Annotated in this window: 20 protein-coding genes; 4 read left to right on the plus strand and 16 right to left on the minus strand. The window is 58.9% G+C overall.

Annotation, left to right across the window (positions count from 1 at the left end):
- Positions 1-67: 67 nt before the first annotated feature.
- Both AABB92_RS19170 and AABB92_RS19175 read left to right on the plus strand, forming a co-directional pair.
- The gene (locus AABB92_RS19170) at positions 68-1,390 is read left to right on the plus strand and encodes an MFS transporter (protein WP_046289496.1); all 1,323 of its coding nucleotides are present in this window, start codon (positions 68-70) and stop codon (positions 1,388-1,390) included.
- 47 nt (positions 1,391-1,437) lie between these two features.
- Positions 1,438-2,700, plus strand: coding sequence for a YidR family protein (locus AABB92_RS19175; RefSeq protein ID WP_046289497.1), 1,263 nt, complete (start codon positions 1,438-1,440; stop codon positions 2,698-2,700).
- Here the strand turns inward: AABB92_RS19175 and AABB92_RS19180 are convergent.
- Positions 2,672-3,043, minus strand: a complete 372-nt coding sequence (locus AABB92_RS19180; RefSeq protein ID WP_031378056.1) for a YceK/YidQ family lipoprotein — start codon at positions 3,041-3,043, stop codon at positions 2,672-2,674. The genes AABB92_RS19175 and AABB92_RS19180 overlap by 29 nt on opposite strands.
- Before the next feature lie 290 nt (positions 3,044-3,333).
- Here AABB92_RS19180 and ibpA point away from each other — a divergent pair, with 290 nt between their 5' ends.
- Entirely contained in the window at positions 3,334-3,750 is a 417-nt protein-coding gene (ibpA, locus tag AABB92_RS19185) for a small heat shock chaperone IbpA (RefSeq protein ID WP_046289498.1), read from the plus strand.
- A gap of 229 nt (positions 3,751-3,979) precedes the next feature.
- Here ibpA and AABB92_RS19190 read toward each other — a convergent pair whose 3' ends face one another.
- From AABB92_RS19190 to AABB92_RS19215, 6 genes are read right to left on the minus strand one after another with little or no spacing between them, the layout of a single operon-like run.
- On the minus strand, positions 3,980-4,891 hold the full coding sequence (locus AABB92_RS19190) for an EamA family transporter (protein ID WP_031376130.1): 912 nt from the start codon (positions 4,889-4,891) through the stop codon (positions 3,980-3,982).
- A gap of 20 nt (positions 4,892-4,911) precedes the next feature.
- Positions 4,912-5,412: a YbaK/EbsC family protein gene (locus AABB92_RS19195; RefSeq protein ID WP_031376131.1), complete on the minus strand. Its 501-nt coding sequence runs from the start codon at positions 5,410-5,412 to the stop codon at positions 4,912-4,914.
- 30 nt (positions 5,413-5,442) lie between these two features.
- A complete protein-coding gene (locus tag AABB92_RS19200; RefSeq protein WP_031376132.1) occupies positions 5,443-6,243 on the minus strand; it encodes a 2OG-Fe(II)-dependent halogenase WelO5 family protein in 801 nt (266 codons plus the stop codon).
- Between the two features lie 5 nt (positions 6,244-6,248).
- Positions 6,249-6,956 (minus strand): class II glutamine amidotransferase, encoded by a 708-nt coding sequence (locus tag AABB92_RS19205; RefSeq protein WP_031376133.1) that lies wholly within the window; start codon positions 6,954-6,956, stop codon positions 6,249-6,251.
- Positions 6,944-8,218 carry an ATP-grasp domain-containing protein gene (locus tag AABB92_RS19210; RefSeq protein WP_031376134.1) on the minus strand — a complete coding sequence of 425 codons (1,275 nt, stop codon included), beginning with the start codon at positions 8,216-8,218 and terminating at the stop codon, positions 6,944-6,946. Before AABB92_RS19210 ends, AABB92_RS19205 begins: the two co-directional genes overlap by 13 nt.
- A 17-nt stretch (positions 8,219-8,235) precedes the next feature.
- Positions 8,236-9,702 carry a hypothetical protein gene (locus AABB92_RS19215; protein ID WP_031376135.1) on the minus strand — a complete coding sequence of 489 codons (1,467 nt, stop codon included), beginning with the start codon at positions 9,700-9,702 and terminating at the stop codon, positions 8,236-8,238.
- Between the two features lie 227 nt (positions 9,703-9,929).
- Here AABB92_RS19215 and AABB92_RS19220 point away from each other — a divergent pair, with 227 nt between their 5' ends.
- Positions 9,930-11,381 carry an aminotransferase-like domain-containing protein gene (locus tag AABB92_RS19220; protein WP_031376136.1) on the plus strand — a complete coding sequence of 484 codons (1,452 nt, stop codon included), beginning with the start codon at positions 9,930-9,932 and terminating at the stop codon, positions 11,379-11,381.
- Here AABB92_RS19220 and AABB92_RS19225 read toward each other — a convergent pair.
- The 9 genes from AABB92_RS19225 to AABB92_RS19265 all read right to left on the minus strand — a co-directional run bounded on the left by AABB92_RS19225 (position 11,378) and on the right by AABB92_RS19265 (position 20,498).
- Complete coding sequence (locus tag AABB92_RS19225) at positions 11,378-12,628, minus strand: valine--pyruvate transaminase (RefSeq protein ID WP_031376137.1); 1,251 nt, start codon at positions 12,626-12,628, stop codon at positions 11,378-11,380. The two genes, AABB92_RS19220 and AABB92_RS19225, sit on opposite strands and share 4 nt — an antisense overlap.
- An 81-nt stretch (positions 12,629-12,709) precedes the next feature.
- Complete coding sequence (ghrB, locus tag AABB92_RS19230) at positions 12,710-13,684, minus strand: glyoxylate/hydroxypyruvate reductase GhrB (RefSeq protein ID WP_031376138.1); 975 nt, start codon at positions 13,682-13,684, stop codon at positions 12,710-12,712.
- An 83-nt stretch (positions 13,685-13,767) separates the two neighbouring features.
- Complete coding sequence (locus AABB92_RS19235; RefSeq protein WP_031376139.1) at positions 13,768-15,051, minus strand: MFS transporter; 1,284 nt, start codon at positions 15,049-15,051, stop codon at positions 13,768-13,770.
- Positions 15,052-15,084: 33 nt separating this feature from the next.
- The gene (locus AABB92_RS19240; RefSeq protein WP_031376140.1) at positions 15,085-16,038 is read right to left on the minus strand and encodes a sugar kinase; all 954 of its coding nucleotides are present in this window, start codon (positions 16,036-16,038) and stop codon (positions 15,085-15,087) included.
- A 9-nt stretch (positions 16,039-16,047) separates the two neighbouring features.
- Positions 16,048-16,794 (minus strand): hypothetical protein, encoded by a 747-nt coding sequence (locus AABB92_RS19245; RefSeq protein ID WP_031376141.1) that lies wholly within the window; start codon positions 16,792-16,794, stop codon positions 16,048-16,050.
- A 138-nt stretch (positions 16,795-16,932) separates the two neighbouring features.
- Entirely contained in the window at positions 16,933-17,958 is a 1,026-nt protein-coding gene (locus tag AABB92_RS19250) for a LacI family DNA-binding transcriptional regulator (RefSeq protein ID WP_031376142.1), read from the minus strand.
- Between the two features lie 71 nt (positions 17,959-18,029).
- Complete coding sequence (locus tag AABB92_RS19255; protein ID WP_031376143.1) at positions 18,030-19,010, minus strand: LacI family DNA-binding transcriptional regulator; 981 nt, start codon at positions 19,008-19,010, stop codon at positions 18,030-18,032.
- Positions 19,011-19,158: 148 nt separating this feature from the next.
- Positions 19,159-19,821: an OmpA family lipoprotein gene (locus AABB92_RS19260; protein WP_031376144.1), complete on the minus strand. Its 663-nt coding sequence runs from the start codon at positions 19,819-19,821 to the stop codon at positions 19,159-19,161.
- A gap of 116 nt (positions 19,822-19,937) precedes the next feature.
- Positions 19,938-20,498: a DNA-3-methyladenine glycosylase I gene (locus AABB92_RS19265; RefSeq protein WP_031376145.1), complete on the minus strand. Its 561-nt coding sequence runs from the start codon at positions 20,496-20,498 to the stop codon at positions 19,938-19,940.
- Positions 20,499-20,510 lie beyond the last annotated feature (12 nt).

Consider the following 20,510-nt stretch of genomic DNA (forward strand, 5'->3'; position numbering starts at 1 on the left):
GAAACACTCGCCAGGTCCCGCGCGATGCGGGATCCGGGTCCGCTATACCCTACGTGAGGATCTCCCGATGAGTGAACATCTGCATCTCAGTACCGTGAAAAAAATGAACCGGCGCATTATGCCGTTCATCATGCTACTCTACCTGATTGCCTATATCGATCGCGCCAATATCTCCGTCGCCGCGCTACAGATGAATGCCGATCTGGCGATGACCGCCGAGATGTACGGCATCGCCGCCGGCATTTTTTATGTCACCTACATCATCTTCGAAGTGCCGAGTAACGTCCTGCTGACGCGGGTCGGTGCGCGGCGCTGGATCGCCCGCATCATGGTGAGCTGGGGCATCATTGCCGCCGGCATGAGCCTGGTCCAGACGCCCACCCAGCTTTATGTGATGCGCTTTCTGCTCGGGGCGGCAGAGGCCGGGTTTACGCCCGGCATTATCTTCTACCTCTCCTGCTGGTATCCGCGTAGCGATCGCGCCCGCGCCATGTCGATGTTCTATATCGGTGCGGCGCTGGCATCGGTGATTGGCCTGCCGCTCTCCGGCAGTCTGCTGAACATGCACGGCATGTTAGGTGTCGAGGGCTGGCGCTGGCTGTTCCTGCTGGAAGGCATTCCCGCTTTCTTCCTCGGCATCGTCACCTGGTTTTATCTTGATGATGCACCGGCCAAAGCGCGCTGGCTCTCCGGCGAGCAGCGTAGCTGGCTGCAGCAGACCATTGAACGTGACGAGAAGCATTCCGCCATTCACCATCATAACTGGCGGGTGGCGCTGAAAAGCGGTCGCGTCTGGGCGCTCAGCCTGCTGTGGCTGTTGCAGGCGTTTGGCACCATCGGCGTGACGCTGTTTCTGCCGCTGATTGTCAAGGCCGTGGCGGAGGACCGCAGTAACCTGATGGTCAGCCTGCTGTCGGCGGTGCCGTTCCTGTTTGCCTGCCTGTTTATGTATTTCAATGGCCGTCATTCGGACAAAACCGGTGAGCGGGCCCGTCATCTGGGATTGCCGTTGATCGCCGCGGGCCTGCTGCTGCTGGGCGCGATGGCAGTCTCGCAACAGTGGCTGGCCTACGGTCTGCTGGTGCTGATGGTGGGCCTCAACTGGGCGATTACGCCGGTCTTCTGGGCCGTCACCACCGAGACCATCTCCGGCGTCGCCGGGGCCGCGTCGATTGCGCTGATCAACGCCGTGGCGAACATTGCCGGCCTCGGTTTTCCGCCGATCATGGGCCGCATCAAAGATGCCACCCACAGCTACAATGATGGTTTGCTGATTGTGGCGGGCGCGCTGGTGCTGGGCGGCTTACTCGGCCTGCTGCTGGGACGAAAAAAAACCGTCGAGGGTGACGGGCGGGTGCTCAGTGAGGCGAAATCGAAGCTGCATCTTTAGCCCGTTTGGCGTAGCGTGTGGGGCAACATTTTTATCAGGTTGCCTCCATGCGCGAAAAACAGATCACCTTTGCTGCCCGCCAGCATCAGCTTACCAATATCAATGTCTGGACCGCCGATAGCCAGTGGCTGGCGTTTGACCTGCGTCCCTCCGGCGCGTCGTTTACCAGCCAGACCATTGAGCGCGTCAATGTGACCACCGGCGAGGTTGAGGTGCTGTATCAGGCGCACCACGGCGCCCATGTCGGGGTAGTTACCGTCAGCCCCGATCTGCCGCCGCGCTATGTCTGTATTCACGGCCCGGAGCATCCCGACGCAAGCTGGCAGTATGACTTTCACCATCGGCGTGGCGTCATTATTCAGAACGGCAATGCGATGAATCTCGATGCCTGCGACATTACCCCGCCCTTTACGCCCGGCGCGCTGCGGGGCGGCTCGCACGTACATGTGTTCAGTGCCGACGGGTCACGCCTCAGCTTCACCTACAACGATCATGTGATGCATGAATGGGATAGCCGCCAGGACCTGCGTAACGTGGGCATCGCCGTACCGCTGCGGGCAGTGACGCCGCAGAAGCAGCATCCCCGTGAATATGACGGCAGTTATTTTTGTCTGCTGGTCAGCCGTACCCATGCGCAGCCCCTACCCGGCAGCGACCAGATTAATCGCGCTTATGAAGAGTGCTGGGTCGGCGATCGCGGCTATCAGAAACCGGACGGCAGCTGGCAGCGCTGGGCCATCGCCTTTATTGGCGATACGCTGAATGCGCAGAGTGAAAAACGGCCTGAGGTGTTTATTGTCGATCTGCCCGAGGCGCTGGAGGATTATGCCCGCGCGGGCGAGGCGCCGCTGGAGGGCAGCGAGCGGCAGTTACCTGCACCGCCTGCTGGCGTGCAGCAGCGTCGCCTGACGGTAAGTCGCGGTCTGGCACTGCAACCGCGCCACTGGCTGCGCGCCGCGCCGGACGGCAGCCAGATCGCCTTTCTGATGGCGGACCCGCAGCAGGTGGTTCAGCTGTGGACCGTATCGCCCAACGGCGGCGAGCCACGCCAGATCACCCGGCTGAGCCACAGCATCCAGTCGGCGTTTAGCTGGCACCCCAGAGGTGAGGCGATCGCCTTTATCTGCGACAACAGCGTGATGCGGTGTGAGCTGACAAGCGGAGCATGTCAGCGGCTGACTGACCGGACAGAGCAGCCACCATCAGGTGACGCGGTGGTCTGGTCGCCTGATGGAAGCCAGATTGCTTATATGCGTGAGGTGAACGGCTGGCGGCAGCTGTTTACGGTTGCGGCGACGGCGGCTGCATAGTCGGCATCGGCTGTGCCTGCGCCAGATTTTCCTGGGTATGCGCCAGCTTCTCGCTTTGCAGTACCCGCTCGCGCGGAGAGTCGATCGATTTGTCACTGTCGTTGCGATAATAATCCCACGGCAGTAACAGCGTATCCAGCGCAGCGGAGAAAGGCAGATCGATCAGCGCCAGCGGTTTTAGTGCCCAGCTGGTGTCGTCATCGACCAGCAGATCGGCGCTGGCGCGGGTGCCAGGATAGTAGCCCTGACTGGCACCGGTGTGTGACATGACGCTGGAGCAGCCGCTTGCCGCAACGGCACAGCAGACTACACCCGCCAGCGGTAACGTTTTCATCAATTTCATTATTATCATCCCTTCAGTCCTGACAGAAGCCTGACTGAGTTGGTTTGCCAGACAACGCCATCACTCTGGGGTGAAGTCCGTTCTGGTCCGGCAAAGGTAGTCCTGAGTGTATGTCATTTTCTCAAACAGGCGAAAAAAATTGCATTTTCCCCCTTGAAAGCTGACGTCCGGCACCCATTTTTAGATTACGGACGCACTCACCGTTGCCGCAAGGGACAGTGAGGTGCCGTACAAAAACCTGTCCCGTAGTGGAAGGTTGCCAAAACTTGCTGAAACTCAGGAGTCTTAATATGCGTAATTTTGATCTCTCTCCACTTTATCGTTCTGCCATCGGCTTTGACCGCCTGTTTAACCTGCTCGAAGCGAATCAAAATCAGAGCAACGGCGGCTATCCTCCGTACAACGTCGAGCTGGTCGATGAAAACCACTATCGCATTACCATCGCCGTAGCCGGTTTTTCTCAGAGCGAACTGGAGATCACCGCCCACGATAATGTGCTGATCGTGCGGGGTGCCCACCCGGAAGAGCAGACCGAACGTAAATACCTGTATCAGGGTATCGCCGAACGCAACTTCGAGCGTAAATTCCAGCTGGCCGACCACATTGTGGTACGTGATGCCCGTCTGGAAAATGGTCTGTTAAGCATCGATCTTGAACGCCTGGTGCCGGAAGAAGCGAAACCACGCCGTATTGAGATTCTGAAATAATCATAACAAACGCCGCTAACGCGGCGTTTTTCGTTTTTGATATCAGTACCTGCTCAGGGAGCAAAAAGGCTGCTCCGCTCCATGGTTTCAGACGGCTGATTGAATTAACGCGATGGGAGCATACGCCTGTAGCAAAGCATAGCGGACCAGAAATGGTGTTTTTGCGTCTTTGCGAAACGCAGCCATCACGCTCTTAAACGCCGCGCCAGCGGCGTTTTTCTGTTTGCCTTTACGGCTGCGTTCGCATCGCTAAACGCTGACCCACTACCCCGCCAAATACGTTTACCAGCAGCCCCAGAATAATGATGGTAGCGCCCAGCATCTGCTGTCCCGACAGATGCTCATCCAGCACCAGCGCGGCGGTGATAATCCCGACTACCGGCACCAGCAGCGACAGCGGCGCAACGCGCCAGGTTTCGTAGCGGCTCAGCAGGTTGCCCCAAATCGCATAGCCTATGATGGTGGCGATAAACGCCAGATAAATTAACGCCAGTATGGTCTGTAACCCGATATGCAGCAGGCTATTGAGGATGGCGGCCTGGCCGTCAAACAGCAACGAGCAGGCAAAGAAAGGCACCACCGGCACCAGCGCACTCCAGACCACCAGTGACATGATCGGCACCTTGCGGTTACGCATAATGATCTTATTGGTGATGTTACCCAGCCCCCACGACAGCGCGGCCGCCAGCGTCAGCATCATTGTCGTCAGCGTGATACCGGCCGTGGTCTGGCCCTCCATGCCCGCCGTGGCCAGCATAAACATCCCCAGCGTGGCGATAATAATTCCGACAATGTGATTCCAGCGCAGCTTCTCCGACAGCAGCAGCGCGCCCAGCAGCAGCGTGAAGAACGCCTGCGCCTGCAGCACCAGCGACGCCAGTCCGGCGGGCATGCCCAGCTTGATCGCCAGAAACAGAAACGCGAACTGACCAAAACTGATGGTCATCCCGTAGACCACCAGCCAGCGCAGCGGAATCGGCGGACGGCGCACAAAGAAGATGGCGGGAAACGCCACCAGGCTGAAGCGCAGCCCGGCCAGCAAGAAGGGCGGCATGCCCTGCAGCCCTAACTTGATCACCACAAAATTGACGCCCCATGCCACCACCACGCACAGCGCTAACAGCATATCTTTTACCGACATCGGATACTCCTTGTGCCGCTTCAGGCAGTGATCGCCACCGGCGTCGCGATATCCACACAGCAGTCGTCACCCACAATGCGAAAATAGTCCTCTACCGCCAGCGCAATCGACTTATCCAGCGCACCCGCGTTAAACCATAACGTCCCGACCTGTTGCAGCCGCGTATCGACCCGCAACGCCAGCCGGTCATCAAAACTAAACGGTGGCACCGCACCCATTACGCAGTCGGTCAGCGCCTGGGCCATCTCCGGTGCGGCAAAGGCGGACTTCTTACCGCCGATGGCGCGCGCCGCGCTTTTGAAATTGATGCGGCAATCGCCCGGCACAATCGCCAGCAGATAACGCGCATCGGCGCCCTCTGGCATGCTGACCTCAAGCACCATCGCTTTGGCCGCCTGATTGAGCGCGTTACCGCGTATCTCACTGATCAGATCGGTCTGACCCACCGCCTGATGCTCTGCCACCCGATAGTTCGCCTGATGCTGATCCAGCAGCGCGATGATTTTTTCAAACGTCGTCATTCCCCTCTCCTTAATCTGGCGCAACCTGGATTAACTCCAGGCGATAGCGTGCTTCATTTTTTTATCGGTCAGGCCGAAAAAGAAGCCCATGGTGATGCGGGTATCGCCTTCGACCCGGTCAATTTCGTGATAGAAGGCGGGATTAAACAGGTAGATATCGCCGCTGCGCGGTGAAAACTCGCAGGTTTCACTGCCCGCCACTACGCCGCTGTGGTAACCCAGTTCACCGGCGGTTTTGAACTGTTCATCTTCCGGCGACCATTTTTTGTTGTAGATGCGTAGCGCGCCGCCCGCGTTGCACTCCTGCAGGCAGACCACGCAGCTGAGCTGATGCAGGATCTGGGTTACCGCCAGACCGCTGTCGGCGGCATCGCGCACGATGTTGTCGTTATGCAGGGGATTCGCCACGCCGTCGGCATGAAAACGTACAATCGAACCGGCATACTCGCCCCGGCCCGGCTCCTGCGCGGTACGCAGGCTCTCCAGCCTTAGCGCATGTTGTACCCAGTAGTAGATCTGTTCACGCAACGTACCAAGCGACGGCGGCAGCGACGGCTGAATGTCGCGCAGCTCAGTAAAGTAGTTATCCGGCGCCGCCGTATGCCGGGCCAGATAGGGGCCGAGCGTAGTGAGTGCACCGTTGGGGTAGTGGGATACTCGGATCTTTTCCCGGCAGCGCTGAAGATCGGTCACCACCGCCTGACGGACGTCCGGCGTGAGGAAATTGCGCAGCACCAGCAACGGCACGCGTGCCGTCACGATGTCATCCAGCCAGGTCGACTCCACAAACATGTTGGGATTAATCACGCGGAACTGATTGAAAATAGCCATGTTTCTCACTCCCTAAACGGTATTTCATAGAGTTCATGATTGTTCATTCGCCGCCAGTTGCCGGCGCTGCCTGGTATTGCCACCGGTTCAGACGCGATCAGGGTACAATCGTCCTGTTGCCGAAAATGCATCGTAAAGTAGTCGGGATACGGCGTGTCGTGCGGATGCCACTGCCACGCCCAGGCCTTGTCGCGGGTGACAAAAATCGCATTACCTGCGCTGCCGCCTGGCGCAACCTGGGCCATTTTTTCCCGCAGATAGTCACGGGTGAAATCAGCCGGGGTGATCTGATCGACCAGATAGTGCAGATACTCTTCCGAATCGAAGCGCGATTCAGTCAGGCCGAGCTGACGATAGATGGTGGGCAGAAAACCGTTGTGCATCATGTACCAGCGATGTCCCGCGCTGTTGCGCCACAGCGGATGCGAAAACTCCAGCCCGTGATTTTTACTCAGGGTGGCGTGGCGCACGTGTACCGCCAGAAAGCGGCTGCGCAGCCGATCAACATCAATGCCCGGCAGCGCGTCGGCAAACGCGCCGGTGCCATGCAGGGTGCGGATCTCGCCGTTCTCCAGCCACAGACAGCCCCAGCCGTTAGGATGCTGTTTGATCGGCCCGTCGTGGTCGGCGCTTTCGCCACAGCTCATGGCGCGCGCGGCCTCCAGAATGGCGGCGCTGTCGAACCGGCCATGCGCCAGAATCATTCTGCACATACTGTGTTTCTCCCTGCCGCCGCGGGCTGCGCGGCGATCACCTGATGAAAGGCCGCCAGAATCGGTTCACGCGCCGCCGCGCTCAGGCAAAAAGTCGCCAGAATCCCGGCATGGCGGGTCAGATCGGCATACAAAGACGATCGCGGTGAAACCTGCAGCGTCGGCAGCCGCAGCGTCGGCATCAGCTGACCCTGCTGATGCTGATCGATCCAGCGCTCGGCCGCCTGCAGCTGTGCCGGTTGCCGCAACCGTAGCTGGCCTACCGCGCGCGGCGCGGTGAAGGCAAATGCCGGCAGCACCGCGCCCGCCTCCAGGCCAAAAGTCACGTCTGCCCAGTCGATGCCGGTGGCTTCCTGCACCAGCGTTGTCACGCCCATGCCTGACAGGCGAAAGCCCATCTCCAGAAAATGCGGAATGCCGTTCACCAGGATGAAATCGATATGAAAGGCGCCCTGACGATAGCCAAAGGTTTCGCAGCAAAACGTCATCAGGCTGGTGAATGAAGGAGGCAGCGCGGCCGCCGCCAGCGCCACATGTCCCGACTCGTAAAAGCTGACGCAGCCCTCAGCGTCACGATGCTGCTCAATCACTTTCTGGCAGCAGGTCAGCGCCTGCGGATGTCCCTGATGCACCACGCCCTGCAACGAAAACTCCTCACCCGCTAATCCGCTCTCGACAATGAAACCGCTGAAGCCGCGGCCGCCGTAATTCATCGTCTGTACCAGCTTGTTCACCACCTGGCACAGCTGATCGGCCCGTTCAATCAGCCAGATCCCCAGCCCGCCGCCGCCATCCACCGGTTTCACCACGCAGGGATAGAGCAGCGCCTCTTTCGCATCCAGAATGCTGAGCGGCGAGGCGAAGAAGCGGAACTCCGGCTGTGGAAAGGCGGGCCAGGCTTTTTTCAGCGCCATGCGCTGGGCATATTTATCCAGCGGGATAAACGCGGCAGGCGCATCGGGTCCGGCCAGCATTTCCCGTACCCGTCCGGCGCTGGCGTTGTAGGCTTCAAAACCGGCCAGCACCACCTGTGGATGCGACAGCAAACCGGCGTGCAGATAAGCCTGGATCACCTCCCACGGGTTTTCTGGTCGATCAAGGCGAACGATCAGATCAAAGGGCAGCGTCAGGCTCAGCGACTGGTAATCAACAAAGTCGCCCATCTCAGCCAGCACGGTAAAGTAGCCGTCGCGCTTCGCCACCGCACAGTAGGGATTGTGTCCGTCACGGGTCGCGCCAATCTGCAGAAAAATCTTTTTCATCGCCTCGCCTTACCGGACTAACGCCCGGAAATGACTTCAGTCACGGTGTCGTTCAGCTCACCGTGGTTAACCTGAATCACCGCTTTATGGGGATCAAAACGCAGCACGCGCGACAGCGGATCGGCGCTTTTGCCGTCCAGCAGCGAACTGACCGGGTTGCTCTGCCAGCAGTGACGCATCTGCGTCAGCGTCATGCCGGAAAGCTGAGTTAACAGCTGCGCCAGCGCGTTATCTTCACTGCGCTGGTCAAGGAGATCGCGGATCGCCGCCTCATCCAGCGCAATCTGCTGCCGGGTCAGCCAGTGGTTAAGCTGTTGCCCGTGGGCGAGGAACGGCGAGTAAATCATGCAGATCAGCTGATCTTCACTGAGATCGAACGCCTCGACAGCGAACGTCGCCGCCCGCTGGCGCTGACGCTGGATCGCCGCGTCATCCTGATACCGCGCCGCCATTTCGTCGATCAGCTGCGGCGGGAAATCCTTCTTCACCATTAAGCCGAGTGCAAAGCGCACATATTCACGGATCCCTTCGGCGTAGTTGCGCTGCAGCAGGGTTTCCGCCCGCAGCCCGCGCAGATGGGCCATTAAGGTCGGATTGCCGCAGTCTGACTCAGAGAAGCTGAACATCAGCTCATCGAAACGGAAGCGCATAAACTCGCTGAGCAGCGCCCAGTGCGCGCCCGCTTCATAGGCGGTGTCCTGATAGATATTGAAAAACAGCGGATCGCGCGCTAACTGATGGGTAATGCGGTGCGCAGGCGTCAGCTGATCGGCACCGTTGATATCGGTGAAATAGCGTTCGGCGACGCCATCCAGCGTCTGCAGGAAACCGCTAAAGCCGCGGCTTTTATCCGCCACCGGCGCGTCGAACAGCCGCGACAGATGGCGCGCCCAGGCAACATAGGCTGCCTGCTCCTGCGGCGAGTCGCCGGTGATGATCACATCCACGCCACCGTCGTAATCCGCCGCCAGACCAAATGAGTTGACCATGCTGAGGTTGCAGGCGTTACAGAAGGTCGAGCGCGCATCGGCGCGAAACCGGTGGCCATTCATCAGCACATCGTTGCGATTCTGCTGCCGCACCGCCTCCGGCATCGGCAGATGCCGGGCGAAAGGACGAATCTGTAACCCATCCACCACCAGACATTCAGCCAGCGGATCGTCATGCATCGCCAGCGATTGATAAACCCGGTTGATGTTCTCCATCACGCTGTCGTTCATCGCCGCATGACGATTGGTGCTGACGCGCAGGCGAAAGGTGGCACCGCGCTGCTGCCAGATGATGCCCTGGATATAGCGGACATAGGCCACCATGTAGCTGCTGTCTTTCCCGCCGCCATAGGCGAGCAGAACACGGTTATTTTCCAGCTGCTGCCGATCGGGTAACGCCGCCAGCAGACGGTCAGAACAGCGCTGTGCAGAGTCGATGATGGCCGGCGAAAGGTAGCCCTGAATCTCCTTCATCATGGTGGACAGATTATTCATTTTTCACTTTTTCCTTACGCGAATAGAATCACTCAACCGCCAGAACGCCTGATGTCGCAACCGGCGGCCTGCGCGGATGACGATGACGATCGGCACACCTCTCAGACGCGCAATCGCCAGGGCGACAGGTCCGTTTAGCGTCATGAATAATTAAGAGATGCAGGCTAAAGTACTTTGAATGTACTCTGTTGAATATGCACAGATCAGCGCGATATGGGGTGGTACAGATGGCCGATGTTGTCGGAGAACAGGAGAGTCAGAGCAGTCGTTACCGCCAGATAGCCGAACAGATCAAGCAGGCGATTCATGCCGGTACGCTGGCGCCCGACAGTCGTCTGCCGTCGGTGCGTACCCTGGCGACGCAGTATAACGTCAGCCTCACTACCGCTCTGAAAACATTACGTACGCTGGAGGATGAGCGCTACGCCGTCGCCCGGCCGAAGTCGGGCTTTTTTGTGGCGCCGCAACGGCATCGCCCGCGACAGCTGCCCGCCGTCAGCGAACAGCCACGTGCCATCGCCCCGCTCGACGAACAGACTGAGCTGCATCTGGCGATGCTCGGTTCGGACTGCCGGGTGCGTCTCGATCTGGCGAACGGCGACAGCGCGCTCTATCCGGTGAAGAAGCTCGGCTTGCTGATGCGCCAGATGGGCTACAGCAAGCCTGCCCTGCTGGGCAACACGGTGAAAGGCACCGGCTATGCGCCGTTAAAAGTCGAAATTGCCCGCCGGGCGGTCGATTACGGCTGCAATATCAGCACCGACGATATCCTGATCACCAACGGCTGTATCGAAGCTATCTCTCTGTCGCTGCGCGCCACCACCCAGCCTGGCGACGTGGTGGCGGTCGAGTCGCCCTGCTACTTCGTGCTGCTGCAAATGCTGCACAACCTCAATCTGCGGGTGATCGAGGTTGAGGCCGGGCCGGAAGGCTATGTGAATGTGGCGAAGCTCACCGGGCTGTTTCAGCGCAAGGCGGTGCGGGTATTTCTGACTCTGTGCAACATCAATAATCCGCTGGGGAAAAGCATTCCTAACGAGCAGAAAGCCTATATTGCACGGCAGGCAGATGAAAACGATGTGGTGATCATTGAGGACGATATTTTTGGCGATACCGCCTTTGGTGAGCGCCGCCCTTTCCCGATGCGCGCCTTCAGCCCGAATGCCATTCTGTGCAGTGGCTTCTCCAAAACGGTGGCCCCCGGCATCCGCATCGGCTGGGTCCACAGCGTCAACTACATGCGCAAAATCGCCTCGCTGAAATATACCTCGACCATGGGCACCTCGGTGTTGTCGCAGGCGGCGGTCGCTGAGCTGCTGCGCAGCGGGGGTTATGACGCGCATCTGCGCAAACTGCGGCGCGAGCTGGCGCGGCAAATCAGCGCCATGCGTCAGTCGGTACTGCGGGAATTTCCGCCGGGAACCCGGGTTTCAGATCCGGAAGGCGGCTATGTGTTATGGGTGGAGATGCCTGCGCAGGCGCTGAACGTGCGCTCACTGTTTCTGAAAGCGCGGAATGCAGGCATTGGCATTGCGCCCGGCCATATTTTTGCCACCGATCAGCGCTATGACCACTGTTTCCGGCTCAATGCCGGTTTCGGCTGGAATGACGAGGTTGAACAGGCGATACGACAGCTGGCGCAGTGGTGCCAGCTGTCATTAACCGGGCCGCAGGATTAGGCGTCGCGCCAGGCGGTCTCAATCTCTTCGGCCAGAATCTGCACCGCCCGCTCGATGTTCTCCGCATCCGGCACGTAGTTCATACGCATGCATTGATGGGTGTGCGGCCATTCATGTTCCAGTCCCGGAAAGAAAAAGTGGCCCGGCACCATCAGTACGCCGCGCGCTTTGAGCCGCTGATAGAGCGTCTCGGTGCTGATCGGCAGATCGCGGAACCACAGCCAGAGGAAAATGGCCCCTTCCGGTTTGTGGATCAGGCAGCGCTCTTCCGACAGATAGCGACGCAGGATAGCGATGGTCTGCTGCACCTTGTGCTGATAAAACGGCTTTATCACCTCTTCTGACAGGCGCAACAGATCGCCACGGCGGATCATCTCACCGGCAATCGCCGGGCCAATGCTGCCGGGCGCCAGGCTGATGATGCCGTTCATGTTGCTCAGCGCCCCAATCGTTTTCTCATCGGCGATAATAATGCCGCAGCGTGCGCCCGGCAGGCCAAGCTTCGACAGACTCATGCAGAGAATAATGTTGGGATTCCACAGCGGGCGGACCTCGCTGAAGATAATGCCGGGAAACGGCACGCCGTAGGCGTTGTCGATCAACAGCGGGACGTCGTGCTGCTGCGCCAGCGCATCCAGCTGCAGCAGCTCATCGTCGGTGATCACGTTGCCGGTCGGATTGGTCGGACGCGACACGCAGATCAGCCCGATATCCTCTTTCATTGGCAGATGTTCGAAATCGACGTGATATTTGAACTGGCCGGCCGGCAGCAGTTCAATGTTCGGTTTGGCCGAGACAAACATGCCCTCTTCCAGCCCGGCATCGGCATAGCCGAGATACTCCGGTGCCAGCGGGAACAGCACGCGCTTTTTGCTGCCGTCGGCCCGGCGGCCGGCAAACAGGTTAAACAGATAGAAGAAGGCGCTCTGGCTGCCGTTGGTCAGCGCAATATTCTGCGCGCCAATCGGCCAGCCCAGCTGGTCACGCAGCAGTTCTGCCAGCGCCTCCAGCAGTGTCGCTTTGCCACGCGGGCCATCGTAATTGCAGAGTGCCTCGCTGAGCTTGCCTTCCTCGTGCATCTGCTGCAGCAGTTGCTGAAAGTAGTCGTTCATGGCCGGGATTTGCGCCGGATTGCCGCCACCCAGCATGATGGTGCCGGGCGTACGCAAGCCTGCGCCCATATCTTCCATCAGCCGTGAGATGCCGGAATGTTGGGTAAATTTGTCGCCGAACTGAGAAAAGGACATAGCGGTTAAAAATTTGTGATAACGAATCGGGGGTCCACCATAACGCCCGCCACCGGCGGGCGCAATGGGAAGGCGCAGGGATTACTTCAGCGCCTGCGGGTTAACACAGTTTTTATCGACCTTACCGCTGAGCGCAGCGATCAGATTATCCACGGCATCCAGCATCATGCCGTAGCGGGTTTCGTGAGTCGCGGAACCGATGTGCGGCAGCGTCACCACGTTGGGCAGCGACAGCAGCGGAGAATCGGCCGGCAGCGGCTCTTTCTCGAACACATCCAGCCCGGCGGCGTGCAGTTTTCCCGCCTGCAGAGCAGCGATCAGCGCGTTTTCATCCACCACCGGCCCGCGACCGGCATTGATCAGCACCGCTTCCGGCTTCATCAGAGCGATTTGCTCTGCCCCGATCAGATGATGGGTCTGTTCAGTCAGCGGCAGGCTGATGCAGACAAAGTCGCTCTGCTTCAGCAGCGTCTCCAGTTCGCAGCGCTCTGCGCCAAACCGCGTCTGCGCTTCCTGATGCTCGCGGCGGGCGTTGTAGAGGATTTTCATGCCAAAGCCAAAGTGGGCGCGCTGGGCCAGCGCCATGCCGATGCGGCCCATACCGAGGATACCCAGCGTTTTATGGTGCACGTCGATGCCAAAACGCTCCGGACCGATGCTCTTCTGCCAGTTGCCCGCTTTTACCCAGGCGTCCAGTTCCGGCACCCGACGCGCGGTGCTCAGCACCAGCGCCATGATGGTATCGGCGACGGTTTCCGTCAGCACGGTCGGGGTGTGCATCAGTACCACGTGACGCTGATTCAGCGCCTCGACGTCAAAATTGTCATAACCGACCGAGACGCTGGAGCAGGCGCGCAGTTTTGGCATTTTCGCCAGCAGTTCGCCATTCACTTTACCGCCTGATCCCAGCAGGCCTTCGGCCTGGGCCAGCGCCGCAGCGTGTTGCTGCTGGCTGGCAGGTGACAGATCGCTGATTTCAGTCACTTCGGCATGCGCCGCCAGGCGCGCGCGCAAATCGTCGGGCAGTTTTTTATACAGAATCACAGCGGGTTTCATTCGGTGGCTCCCGGTCATTAAATAAGTGACGGGCGGCGCTCAGGCCGCCCGGAAAATGAGGGCTAACGTCTGGGCTTACGCTTTCAGGCGTGTTTCGCCCCGTGCAGCGGCGGCGTCGTCTTGTTCTGCGCCGGTTTAACAATCAGCGTCAGCCACACCGACACCAGCAGCGCCGATCCCATAAAGATGTAAGACGCGGACGGGCTGCCGGTCGCACCATTAAGATAGCCGACAATCCACGATCCGATAAACGAGCCGAGCGCGCCCATACTGTTGATCAGCGCCATCGCCCCGCCGGAAACATTGCGTGGCAGCATCTCAGGAATAATGGCGAAGAACGGGCCGTAAGGGGCGTACATCGCTGCACCGGCAATCACTAACAGGGTGTAGGAGAGCCAGAAGTTGCCCGATCCCACCAGATAAGAACCGAGGAACGCCAGCGCGCCGATCAGCAGCAGTGGCCAGACAAACAGCTTACGGTTTTGCGTCTTATCAGAGGCCCACGAGACCACCACCATCGCAATGGTTGCCGCCAGATACGGCACCGCTGACAGCCAGCCAGCTTCAACCATTCCCATCTGGGTACCGTTACGCAGAATCGATGGCAGCCACAGCACGAAGCCGTAAACGCCAATGCTCCAGGCAAAATATTGCAGGCAAAGAATAATCACATTGCGATTACGGAACGCTTCACTGTAGTTACGCACCGCTTTGATATTGTCCTGCTCTTTTTGCAGTTCCGCCTGCAGTGCGGCTTTCTCTGCATCACTCATCCAGCGCGCCTGTGCCGGTTTGTCCTGCACCATAAACCACCAGGCGATGGCCCAGACAACGGCCGGAATCCCTTCGAAAATGAACATTTCACGCCAGCCGAAGGATTCGATCAGATAACCTGACACCACCGACATCCACAGCACCGTCACCGGGTTACCGAGGATCAGGAAGGTGTTAGCGCGTGACCGTTCAGATTTGGTGAACCAGTTACTGATGTAGATCAGCATGGCTGGCATCACCGCAGCTTCAACTACCCCGAGGATAAAGCGGATCGCCGCCAGCATCGGAATATTGCTGACGATGCCGGTCAGCGAGGCGCAGCCGCCCCACAGAATCAGGCACCAGAAAATCAGTTTCTTGACGCTGCGGCGTTCGGCGTAGATCGCCCCAGGGATCTGGAAGAAGAAGTAGCCGAGGAAGAACAGGGCACCCAGCAGAGAGGACATACCTTTGGTAATGCCGAGATCGTCGTTTATCCCCGCCGCCGAAGCAAAGCTAAAATTAGCACGGTCAAGATAGGCCAGGCTGTAGGTGATAAACACGATGGGCATGATGAACCACCAGCGTTTTGGCGCGATTGTCTGCGTTTTCATCGAGAACTCCTGTGTCAATATGTGAGGCGCGGGCTACGCGTCGCCGAGTTGCTGACGCGTCGGCAGACCTTCGCTGTCGCCAATCACCTGAATCGCCATCGAACCAATTTTGTTGCCGCGCTGAATCGCCTGCGGCAGGCTCAGACCTTCCAGCAGCGCACTGATCACGCCAACGGCAAATCCGTCGCCAGCGCCCACGGTGTCCACCACGTTATCGACTTTGATCGCGGCAACCTGACCTTTTTCGCCGCTGGCGGTTTTATACCAGGCACCGTCACAGCCGGTTTTAATCACCACCGCTTTCACCCCTTTATCGAGGTAGAAGTCGGCAATCGCTTCCGGTTGACGATAACCGGTCAGAATCAGTCCCTCTTTCTCGCCAGGCAGCACCCAGTCGGCGTACTCTGCCAGCAGATTAAGCTGAGTACGCATCTCCTCTTCGCTGCGCCACAGCACCGGCCGCAGGTTAGGGTCGAACGAAATGGTTTTGCCGCGCGCACGCATCTCTTTTGCCGCATGTTTCAGCAGCGCCAGCGAACTGTCGGAGAGCGCAGCCGCCACGCCGCTCAGATGCAGATGGCGTGCCGAGCCAAAGTAGTCCGCGTCGAAATCGTCTACCGACAGATGGCTGGCGGCCGAGCCTTTACGGAAATACTCCACCAGCGGATCGGAGCCATCATCCACTTTGGATTTAAGCTGGAAACCGGTCGGATAACGGTTATCTACCGTCACCTGGCGATGATCAATCCCCTCTTTCTCCAGCTGCTGGCAGATAAAGCGGCCAAAGGCGTCATCCCCGACGCGGCTGACCCAGCCTGTTTTAAGGCCGAGACGCGCCAGGCCGGTCGCCACATTCAGTTCCGCACCTGCCGCGCGTTTAACAAAGGTTTCTGCGGCGGCCAGGTCGCCGGTTTCACGGGCGATAAACATCGCCATCGCTTCCCCGATAGTGACAACATCAAGCGTACCGTTGTGATGCGTAGTCATCTTCACTCCTTAAACGTTGCGCAGCAGCGACACATAATGGCGCGTGACCGCAGTCAGGTCCTCGCCTTCCAGCGGAAACTCAATCCCACGCGGAGCCGTAGCGGGCAGCTGTTGCAGCAGGGCGCGCCAGCCGTCATCGGCTTCATCCAGCGCGATTGCCCGGTAGCTGTCGTGATGCGGGATCGCTGCTTTCACGTGGATATAACCGACCTGCGCCGCCAGCTGTTGCGCGGCCCGGGCGGCATCTTCGCCGGTCCAGCACCAGTTACCCATATCAAACGTCATGCTGATCGGCAGTCCGGCTGCGCGGACCACAGCGAAAAACTGCACGCTGGCGGCGAGCTTGCCGTGCTCGGTCTGATCGTTTTCCACCGTCAGCGACAGTGGCTGGTCAGCCAGCAGTGACGACAACGACGCCGGAAGCGTGCCGGTGAAGTGACCCAGCGCCAGCTTGAGACGCTGTGCGTTTAACTGGCGTGCTTCTTCAAAGTAGTGAGTTATGCGCGGATTTACGTCACCGTCGTCACAAAACAGCGTATCCGGCACCGAATAACTGGCGTGCAGCTGATGCTGCGCCACCGCGGCGGCCAGGGCAGGCAGATCGGCCAGCGTGGCCTGATCACACAGTTCACGACGGATTTCAACGCCGTCAGCACCCGCCTGCTGAATGATCGGCAGCAGTGCCGTCTGACCGCCGAGCGCGGCGATCTGCGAATGGCCGTAAGCGGCGGTGACCACGATAATGTCTGGCTTCATGTTGTGCTCCATCGAGGCTTTCGCCTTAAGTTCTTTAAAAACCCTAGATGGAACCGGTTCCAAAGCAAAGCAGCAAACCATGAATTTATGATCGTGCTCACGAAGCGAGCACGCAGGGGATGAGTAAAAGTCTGAAAATTAGCGCAGAGGCTGGCTGGAACCGCGAACAATCAGTTCGCCAGAGAAGACCTGTTCGGCGACCGGCAGATCGCTGCTTTCGATGCGCGCAATCACTCGTTGCAGCGCGCTGTAACCGATCTGCCAGGTGGGCTGTTTCAGCGTGGTGATCCCGACGCCCGCCAGCGCGGCCCACTCCAGTTCATCGAAGCCAAGCAGGCCGATATCGCTGCCCCAGTGCAGATTGATCCGCTGCAGCGATCGCGCCACCTGCAACGTCAGCGCGCCGTTGGCCACCATTACCGCGCTGCGTTTGCCTGCGTGACGTTGATGAAAGGCGCGCAGCGCCTGATCAAGCGCGGCGGGCTGATGCAGCGCCAGCTCCGCATTCTCATGCTGCACCTGCGGATAAGCCATCAGTACCTGGCGGAAAGCCTGCAAACGCTCACGTCGGGTGTTGACGCTGCCCAGCGGCTCACTCAGAAACAGCAGCGCGTCGTAACCGTTATCGACCAGATGACGCGTCGCGGTCTCCGCCGCTTCGGCATTATTCAGCCCGACCACGTCGCAGGGAAAATCCGGAATTTTTCGGTCAATCAGCACCATTGGCAGCAAAGATTGTTGCAGATGGCTCAGCACCTCTTCGCGCATTCCCACCGCATTCACCACAATGCCTTCCACCTGATAGCTGCTCAGCAGTTGCAGATAGTGCTGTTCCAGGTCCACTTCGTTGTTGGTGTTACACATCAGCAAGGTGAAGCCCTGCTCGCGGCAGGCGGCTTCAATGCCACTCATCACGTCAACTGAATAGGGATTGGTGATGTCGGCGATGATCAGCCCTATCAGGCGGGTGCGGCCGCGCTTCAGGCCGCGCGCCATCTGGCTTGGCCGATAGCTGAGATCGGCAATAGCCTGCTCAATCCGGGCTTTGAGATCGGCTGAAAGAAGATGCAGCTCACCATTGAGGTAGCGTGAAACGCTGGTTTTTCCGGTTCGTGCCGCGTGAGCAACATCGCTAATGGTGGCGCGAGGCGGCCTGATTTTCATGAAATATCCTGCAAAAGTAGAAACCAGGCAGAGACTAGCACAGCCGCGTCCAGTCGCAAAAAACCCCGACGCTACGGCGGTAATTGCAGCCACGGCTGCCACAACGTCTGTAATTGCTGCGGCGACGTGCCTTTCAGCAGCTGTAATACCATCTCTGCCAGCTGCTCGCCGACCTGATGCTGCGCCGCCTGTCGTATGGTGATAATGGGATGATCGAGAATCGCATCGCGCGGCAGTCCATCCCAGCCGATCAGCGAAATAGCGTGGTTGCCCGTCGCCCGGCCAGCCTGTTGCAGCGCCACCATCGCCCCTTCTGCCAGCGGGCCGCAGTCGGTGATAATCGCATCGGGCGGGTTTTCCTCTGCCAGCCAGGCACAGGTCTGCTGGTAGCCGGCGCGGCGCGAAGCGGGCATCGCGGCCTGCGCATAAGGCGCAAGGGTGCCCAGCGCATCCAGATAGCCCTGGCGACGATCGCGAATCCGGGTGCTGTTTTCGTTGCTGCCGAGCCAGGCAATTTTCTCTCTGCCCTGTGACAGGCAATAGGCGACCGCCAGTTGCGAACCGGCTGCGTGGTCGACATCAAACCAGGCGTAATCCTGTGGCAGATCGCTGCGGCCCAGCGCCAGAAAACGAAAATCGGTCTGTAGCAGATACGCCAGTCGCCGGTCCTGCGGGGTGATATGGGTGACGATGATGGCATCGACCGCGCGGCTGCGCAGCAGACGGGTTAACAGCGGCTGGCTGTGCGGCTTATCCGCCAGCAGCAGCAGGTCGATTTCATGGTGAGCAAGCCGTTGATCCAGCGCCAGCAGCATCTCACTGAAGTGACCGTCGCTCAGCGGCGGCGCGCTGACCGGATAAACCAGACCTACCGCGTTAGCACGCCCGGTTTTCAGACGGCGGGCAGCAGCATTGGGCCGGTAACCGCGACGCTGCGCTTCTTCTTCAATCCGTTTACGGGTTTCCTGCGCGACATCTTCGTAACCATTGAGCGCGCGGCTGACCGTGGTGACAGAAAGTCCTAATGCCGCTGCAATCGCTTTAAGTGACATAAGAGATGACTCGCTGATCAAATTTTGATCAGGCTAACATAAAGCCTGAAGTGGCTCTATCAGCAGATGCGTTACTGGAACCTTTAACGCTGATATTTACAGAAAATGTCAGCGGGATGAATGCGCCCCCGAGCGGGGGCGACACCCATTAACCGAGCGGGCTAAGGGTAATTTCAACCCGACGGTTTTGCGCTTTTCCGGCTTCGGTACTGTTGCTGGCGACCGGATTATCCGGGCCTGCGCCCTGAGTCCGCAGACGATTGCTGGCGACGCCCTGCACAATCAGCGCGCTGGCGACACTGTCGGCGCGCTGCTGTGACAGACGCATATTCAGCGCGCGCGTTCCGGTGCTGTCGGTATAACCCACCACGTTTACCGCTGTTTTTGGATACTCTTTTAGCACCATCGAAACGCCCGTCAGGGTATTCGCCCCCGCTGGCTTCAGGTTACTGCTGTTGGAGTCGAACGTCACGTTATTCGGCATGTTGAGGACGATGTTATCGCCTTCACGGGTCACGCTGACGCCGGTACCGCGCATCTTGTCGCGCAGCTTCGCTTCCTGCACGTCCATGTAGTAACCGACACCGCCACCCAGCGCTGCACCGCCGGCTGCGCCAATCAACGCGCCTTTACCGCGATCTTTCTTCGATGAGGAGAGCACGCCCACGCCGGCACCCACTAAAGCACCCAGACCGGCACCCACGCCTGACTTACCCGCCTGCGATTCGCCGGTGTAAGGATTGGTGGTACAGCCAGACAGGACCAGGCTTCCGCTTAATAACAAGGTAATCGCGACTAATTTCTTCTGCATTTTTGTTCCCTTACGTTCGACACACAGGGGAAAACTGTCCCCATAAGCGGCACGATTATGCCGCGTAAAAGTGAGGAAAGGGGTGAGGGAAAGTCTTAATTTTTCAGCAATCGCGCTTAAAGATTGTCAGGATGGCAAAAACAGCTGGTCTGATGATCGTTTATCAGCCCGCAGGCCTGCATAAACGAATAACAGATTGTCGGGCCGATGAATTTAAAACCACGCTGCTTAAGCGCCTTAGAGAGCGCAATGGCGTGCGCTGAGGTGGTGGGTGCCAGCTTATAGTCGGGATGATGATGGACAATTTGCGCATTATCGACAAATTGCCAGACGAAGCGGGCAAAATCTTCCCCTTGGGCTTCCATCGCCAGAAACGCGCGCGCATTCGCGATGATCGCGGCGATTTTGCCTGAATGGCGAATAATGCCGCTGTTATGCATCAGCGCCTCAACCGCCTGCTGATCCATTAAGGCAATCGCCTGTGGATCAAAATGGTGAAACGCCGCACGGTAATTCTGTCGCTTTTTCAATACCGTGATCCAGGATAATCCCGCTTGCTGCCCTTCCAGGCAGAGCATCTCAAACAGCGCGCGCTTGTCGGTTTGCGCCACGCCCCATTCGGTATCGTGGTATGCCAGATAGAGGGGATCCTGGGTCACCCAGCCACATCGTTGCATTATCTGATTCCT

Origin of the sequence: Pantoea brenneri, assembly GCF_038594305.1 — a bacterium.
GTDB lineage: Bacteria > Pseudomonadota > Gammaproteobacteria > Enterobacterales > Enterobacteriaceae > Pantoea > Pantoea brenneri.

Coding starts and splice junctions, on each gene's coding strand:
- AABB92_RS19170 (WP_046289496.1), top strand. CDS start 68: ATGAGTGAACATCTGCATCTCAGTACCGTGAAAAAAATGAACCGGCGC.
- AABB92_RS19175 (WP_046289497.1), top strand. CDS start 1,438: ATGCGCGAAAAACAGATCACCTTTGCTGCCCGCCAGCATCAGCTTACC.
- AABB92_RS19180 (WP_031378056.1), bottom strand. CDS start 3,043: ATGAAATTGATGAAAACGTTACCGCTGGCGGGTGTAGTCTGCTGTGCC.
- ibpA (WP_046289498.1), top strand. CDS start 3,334: ATGCGTAATTTTGATCTCTCTCCACTTTATCGTTCTGCCATCGGCTTT.
- AABB92_RS19190 (WP_031376130.1), bottom strand. CDS start 4,891: ATGTCGGTAAAAGATATGCTGTTAGCGCTGTGCGTGGTGGTGGCATGG.
- AABB92_RS19195 (WP_031376131.1), bottom strand. CDS start 5,412: ATGACGACGTTTGAAAAAATCATCGCGCTGCTGGATCAGCATCAGGCG.
- AABB92_RS19200 (WP_031376132.1), bottom strand. CDS start 6,243: ATGGCTATTTTCAATCAGTTCCGCGTGATTAATCCCAACATGTTTGTG.
- AABB92_RS19205 (WP_031376133.1), bottom strand. CDS start 6,956: ATGTGCAGAATGATTCTGGCGCATGGCCGGTTCGACAGCGCCGCCATT.
- AABB92_RS19210 (WP_031376134.1), bottom strand. CDS start 8,218: ATGAAAAAGATTTTTCTGCAGATTGGCGCGACCCGTGACGGACACAAT.
- AABB92_RS19215 (WP_031376135.1), bottom strand. CDS start 9,702: ATGAATAATCTGTCCACCATGATGAAGGAGATTCAGGGCTACCTTTCG.
- AABB92_RS19220 (WP_031376136.1), top strand. CDS start 9,930: ATGGCCGATGTTGTCGGAGAACAGGAGAGTCAGAGCAGTCGTTACCGC.
- AABB92_RS19225 (WP_031376137.1), bottom strand. CDS start 12,628: ATGTCCTTTTCTCAGTTCGGCGACAAATTTACCCAACATTCCGGCATC.
- ghrB (WP_031376138.1), bottom strand. CDS start 13,684: ATGAAACCCGCTGTGATTCTGTATAAAAAACTGCCCGACGATTTGCGC.
- AABB92_RS19235 (WP_031376139.1), bottom strand. CDS start 15,051: ATGAAAACGCAGACAATCGCGCCAAAACGCTGGTGGTTCATCATGCCC.
- AABB92_RS19240 (WP_031376140.1), bottom strand. CDS start 16,038: ATGACTACGCATCACAACGGTACGCTTGATGTTGTCACTATCGGGGAA.
- AABB92_RS19245 (WP_031376141.1), bottom strand. CDS start 16,794: ATGAAGCCAGACATTATCGTGGTCACCGCCGCTTACGGCCATTCGCAG.
- AABB92_RS19250 (WP_031376142.1), bottom strand. CDS start 17,958: ATGAAAATCAGGCCGCCTCGCGCCACCATTAGCGATGTTGCTCACGCG.
- AABB92_RS19255 (WP_031376143.1), bottom strand. CDS start 19,010: ATGTCACTTAAAGCGATTGCAGCGGCATTAGGACTTTCTGTCACCACG.
- AABB92_RS19260 (WP_031376144.1), bottom strand. CDS start 19,821: ATGCAGAAGAAATTAGTCGCGATTACCTTGTTATTAAGCGGAAGCCTG.
- AABB92_RS19265 (WP_031376145.1), bottom strand. CDS start 20,498: ATGCAACGATGTGGCTGGGTGACCCAGGATCCCCTCTATCTGGCATAC.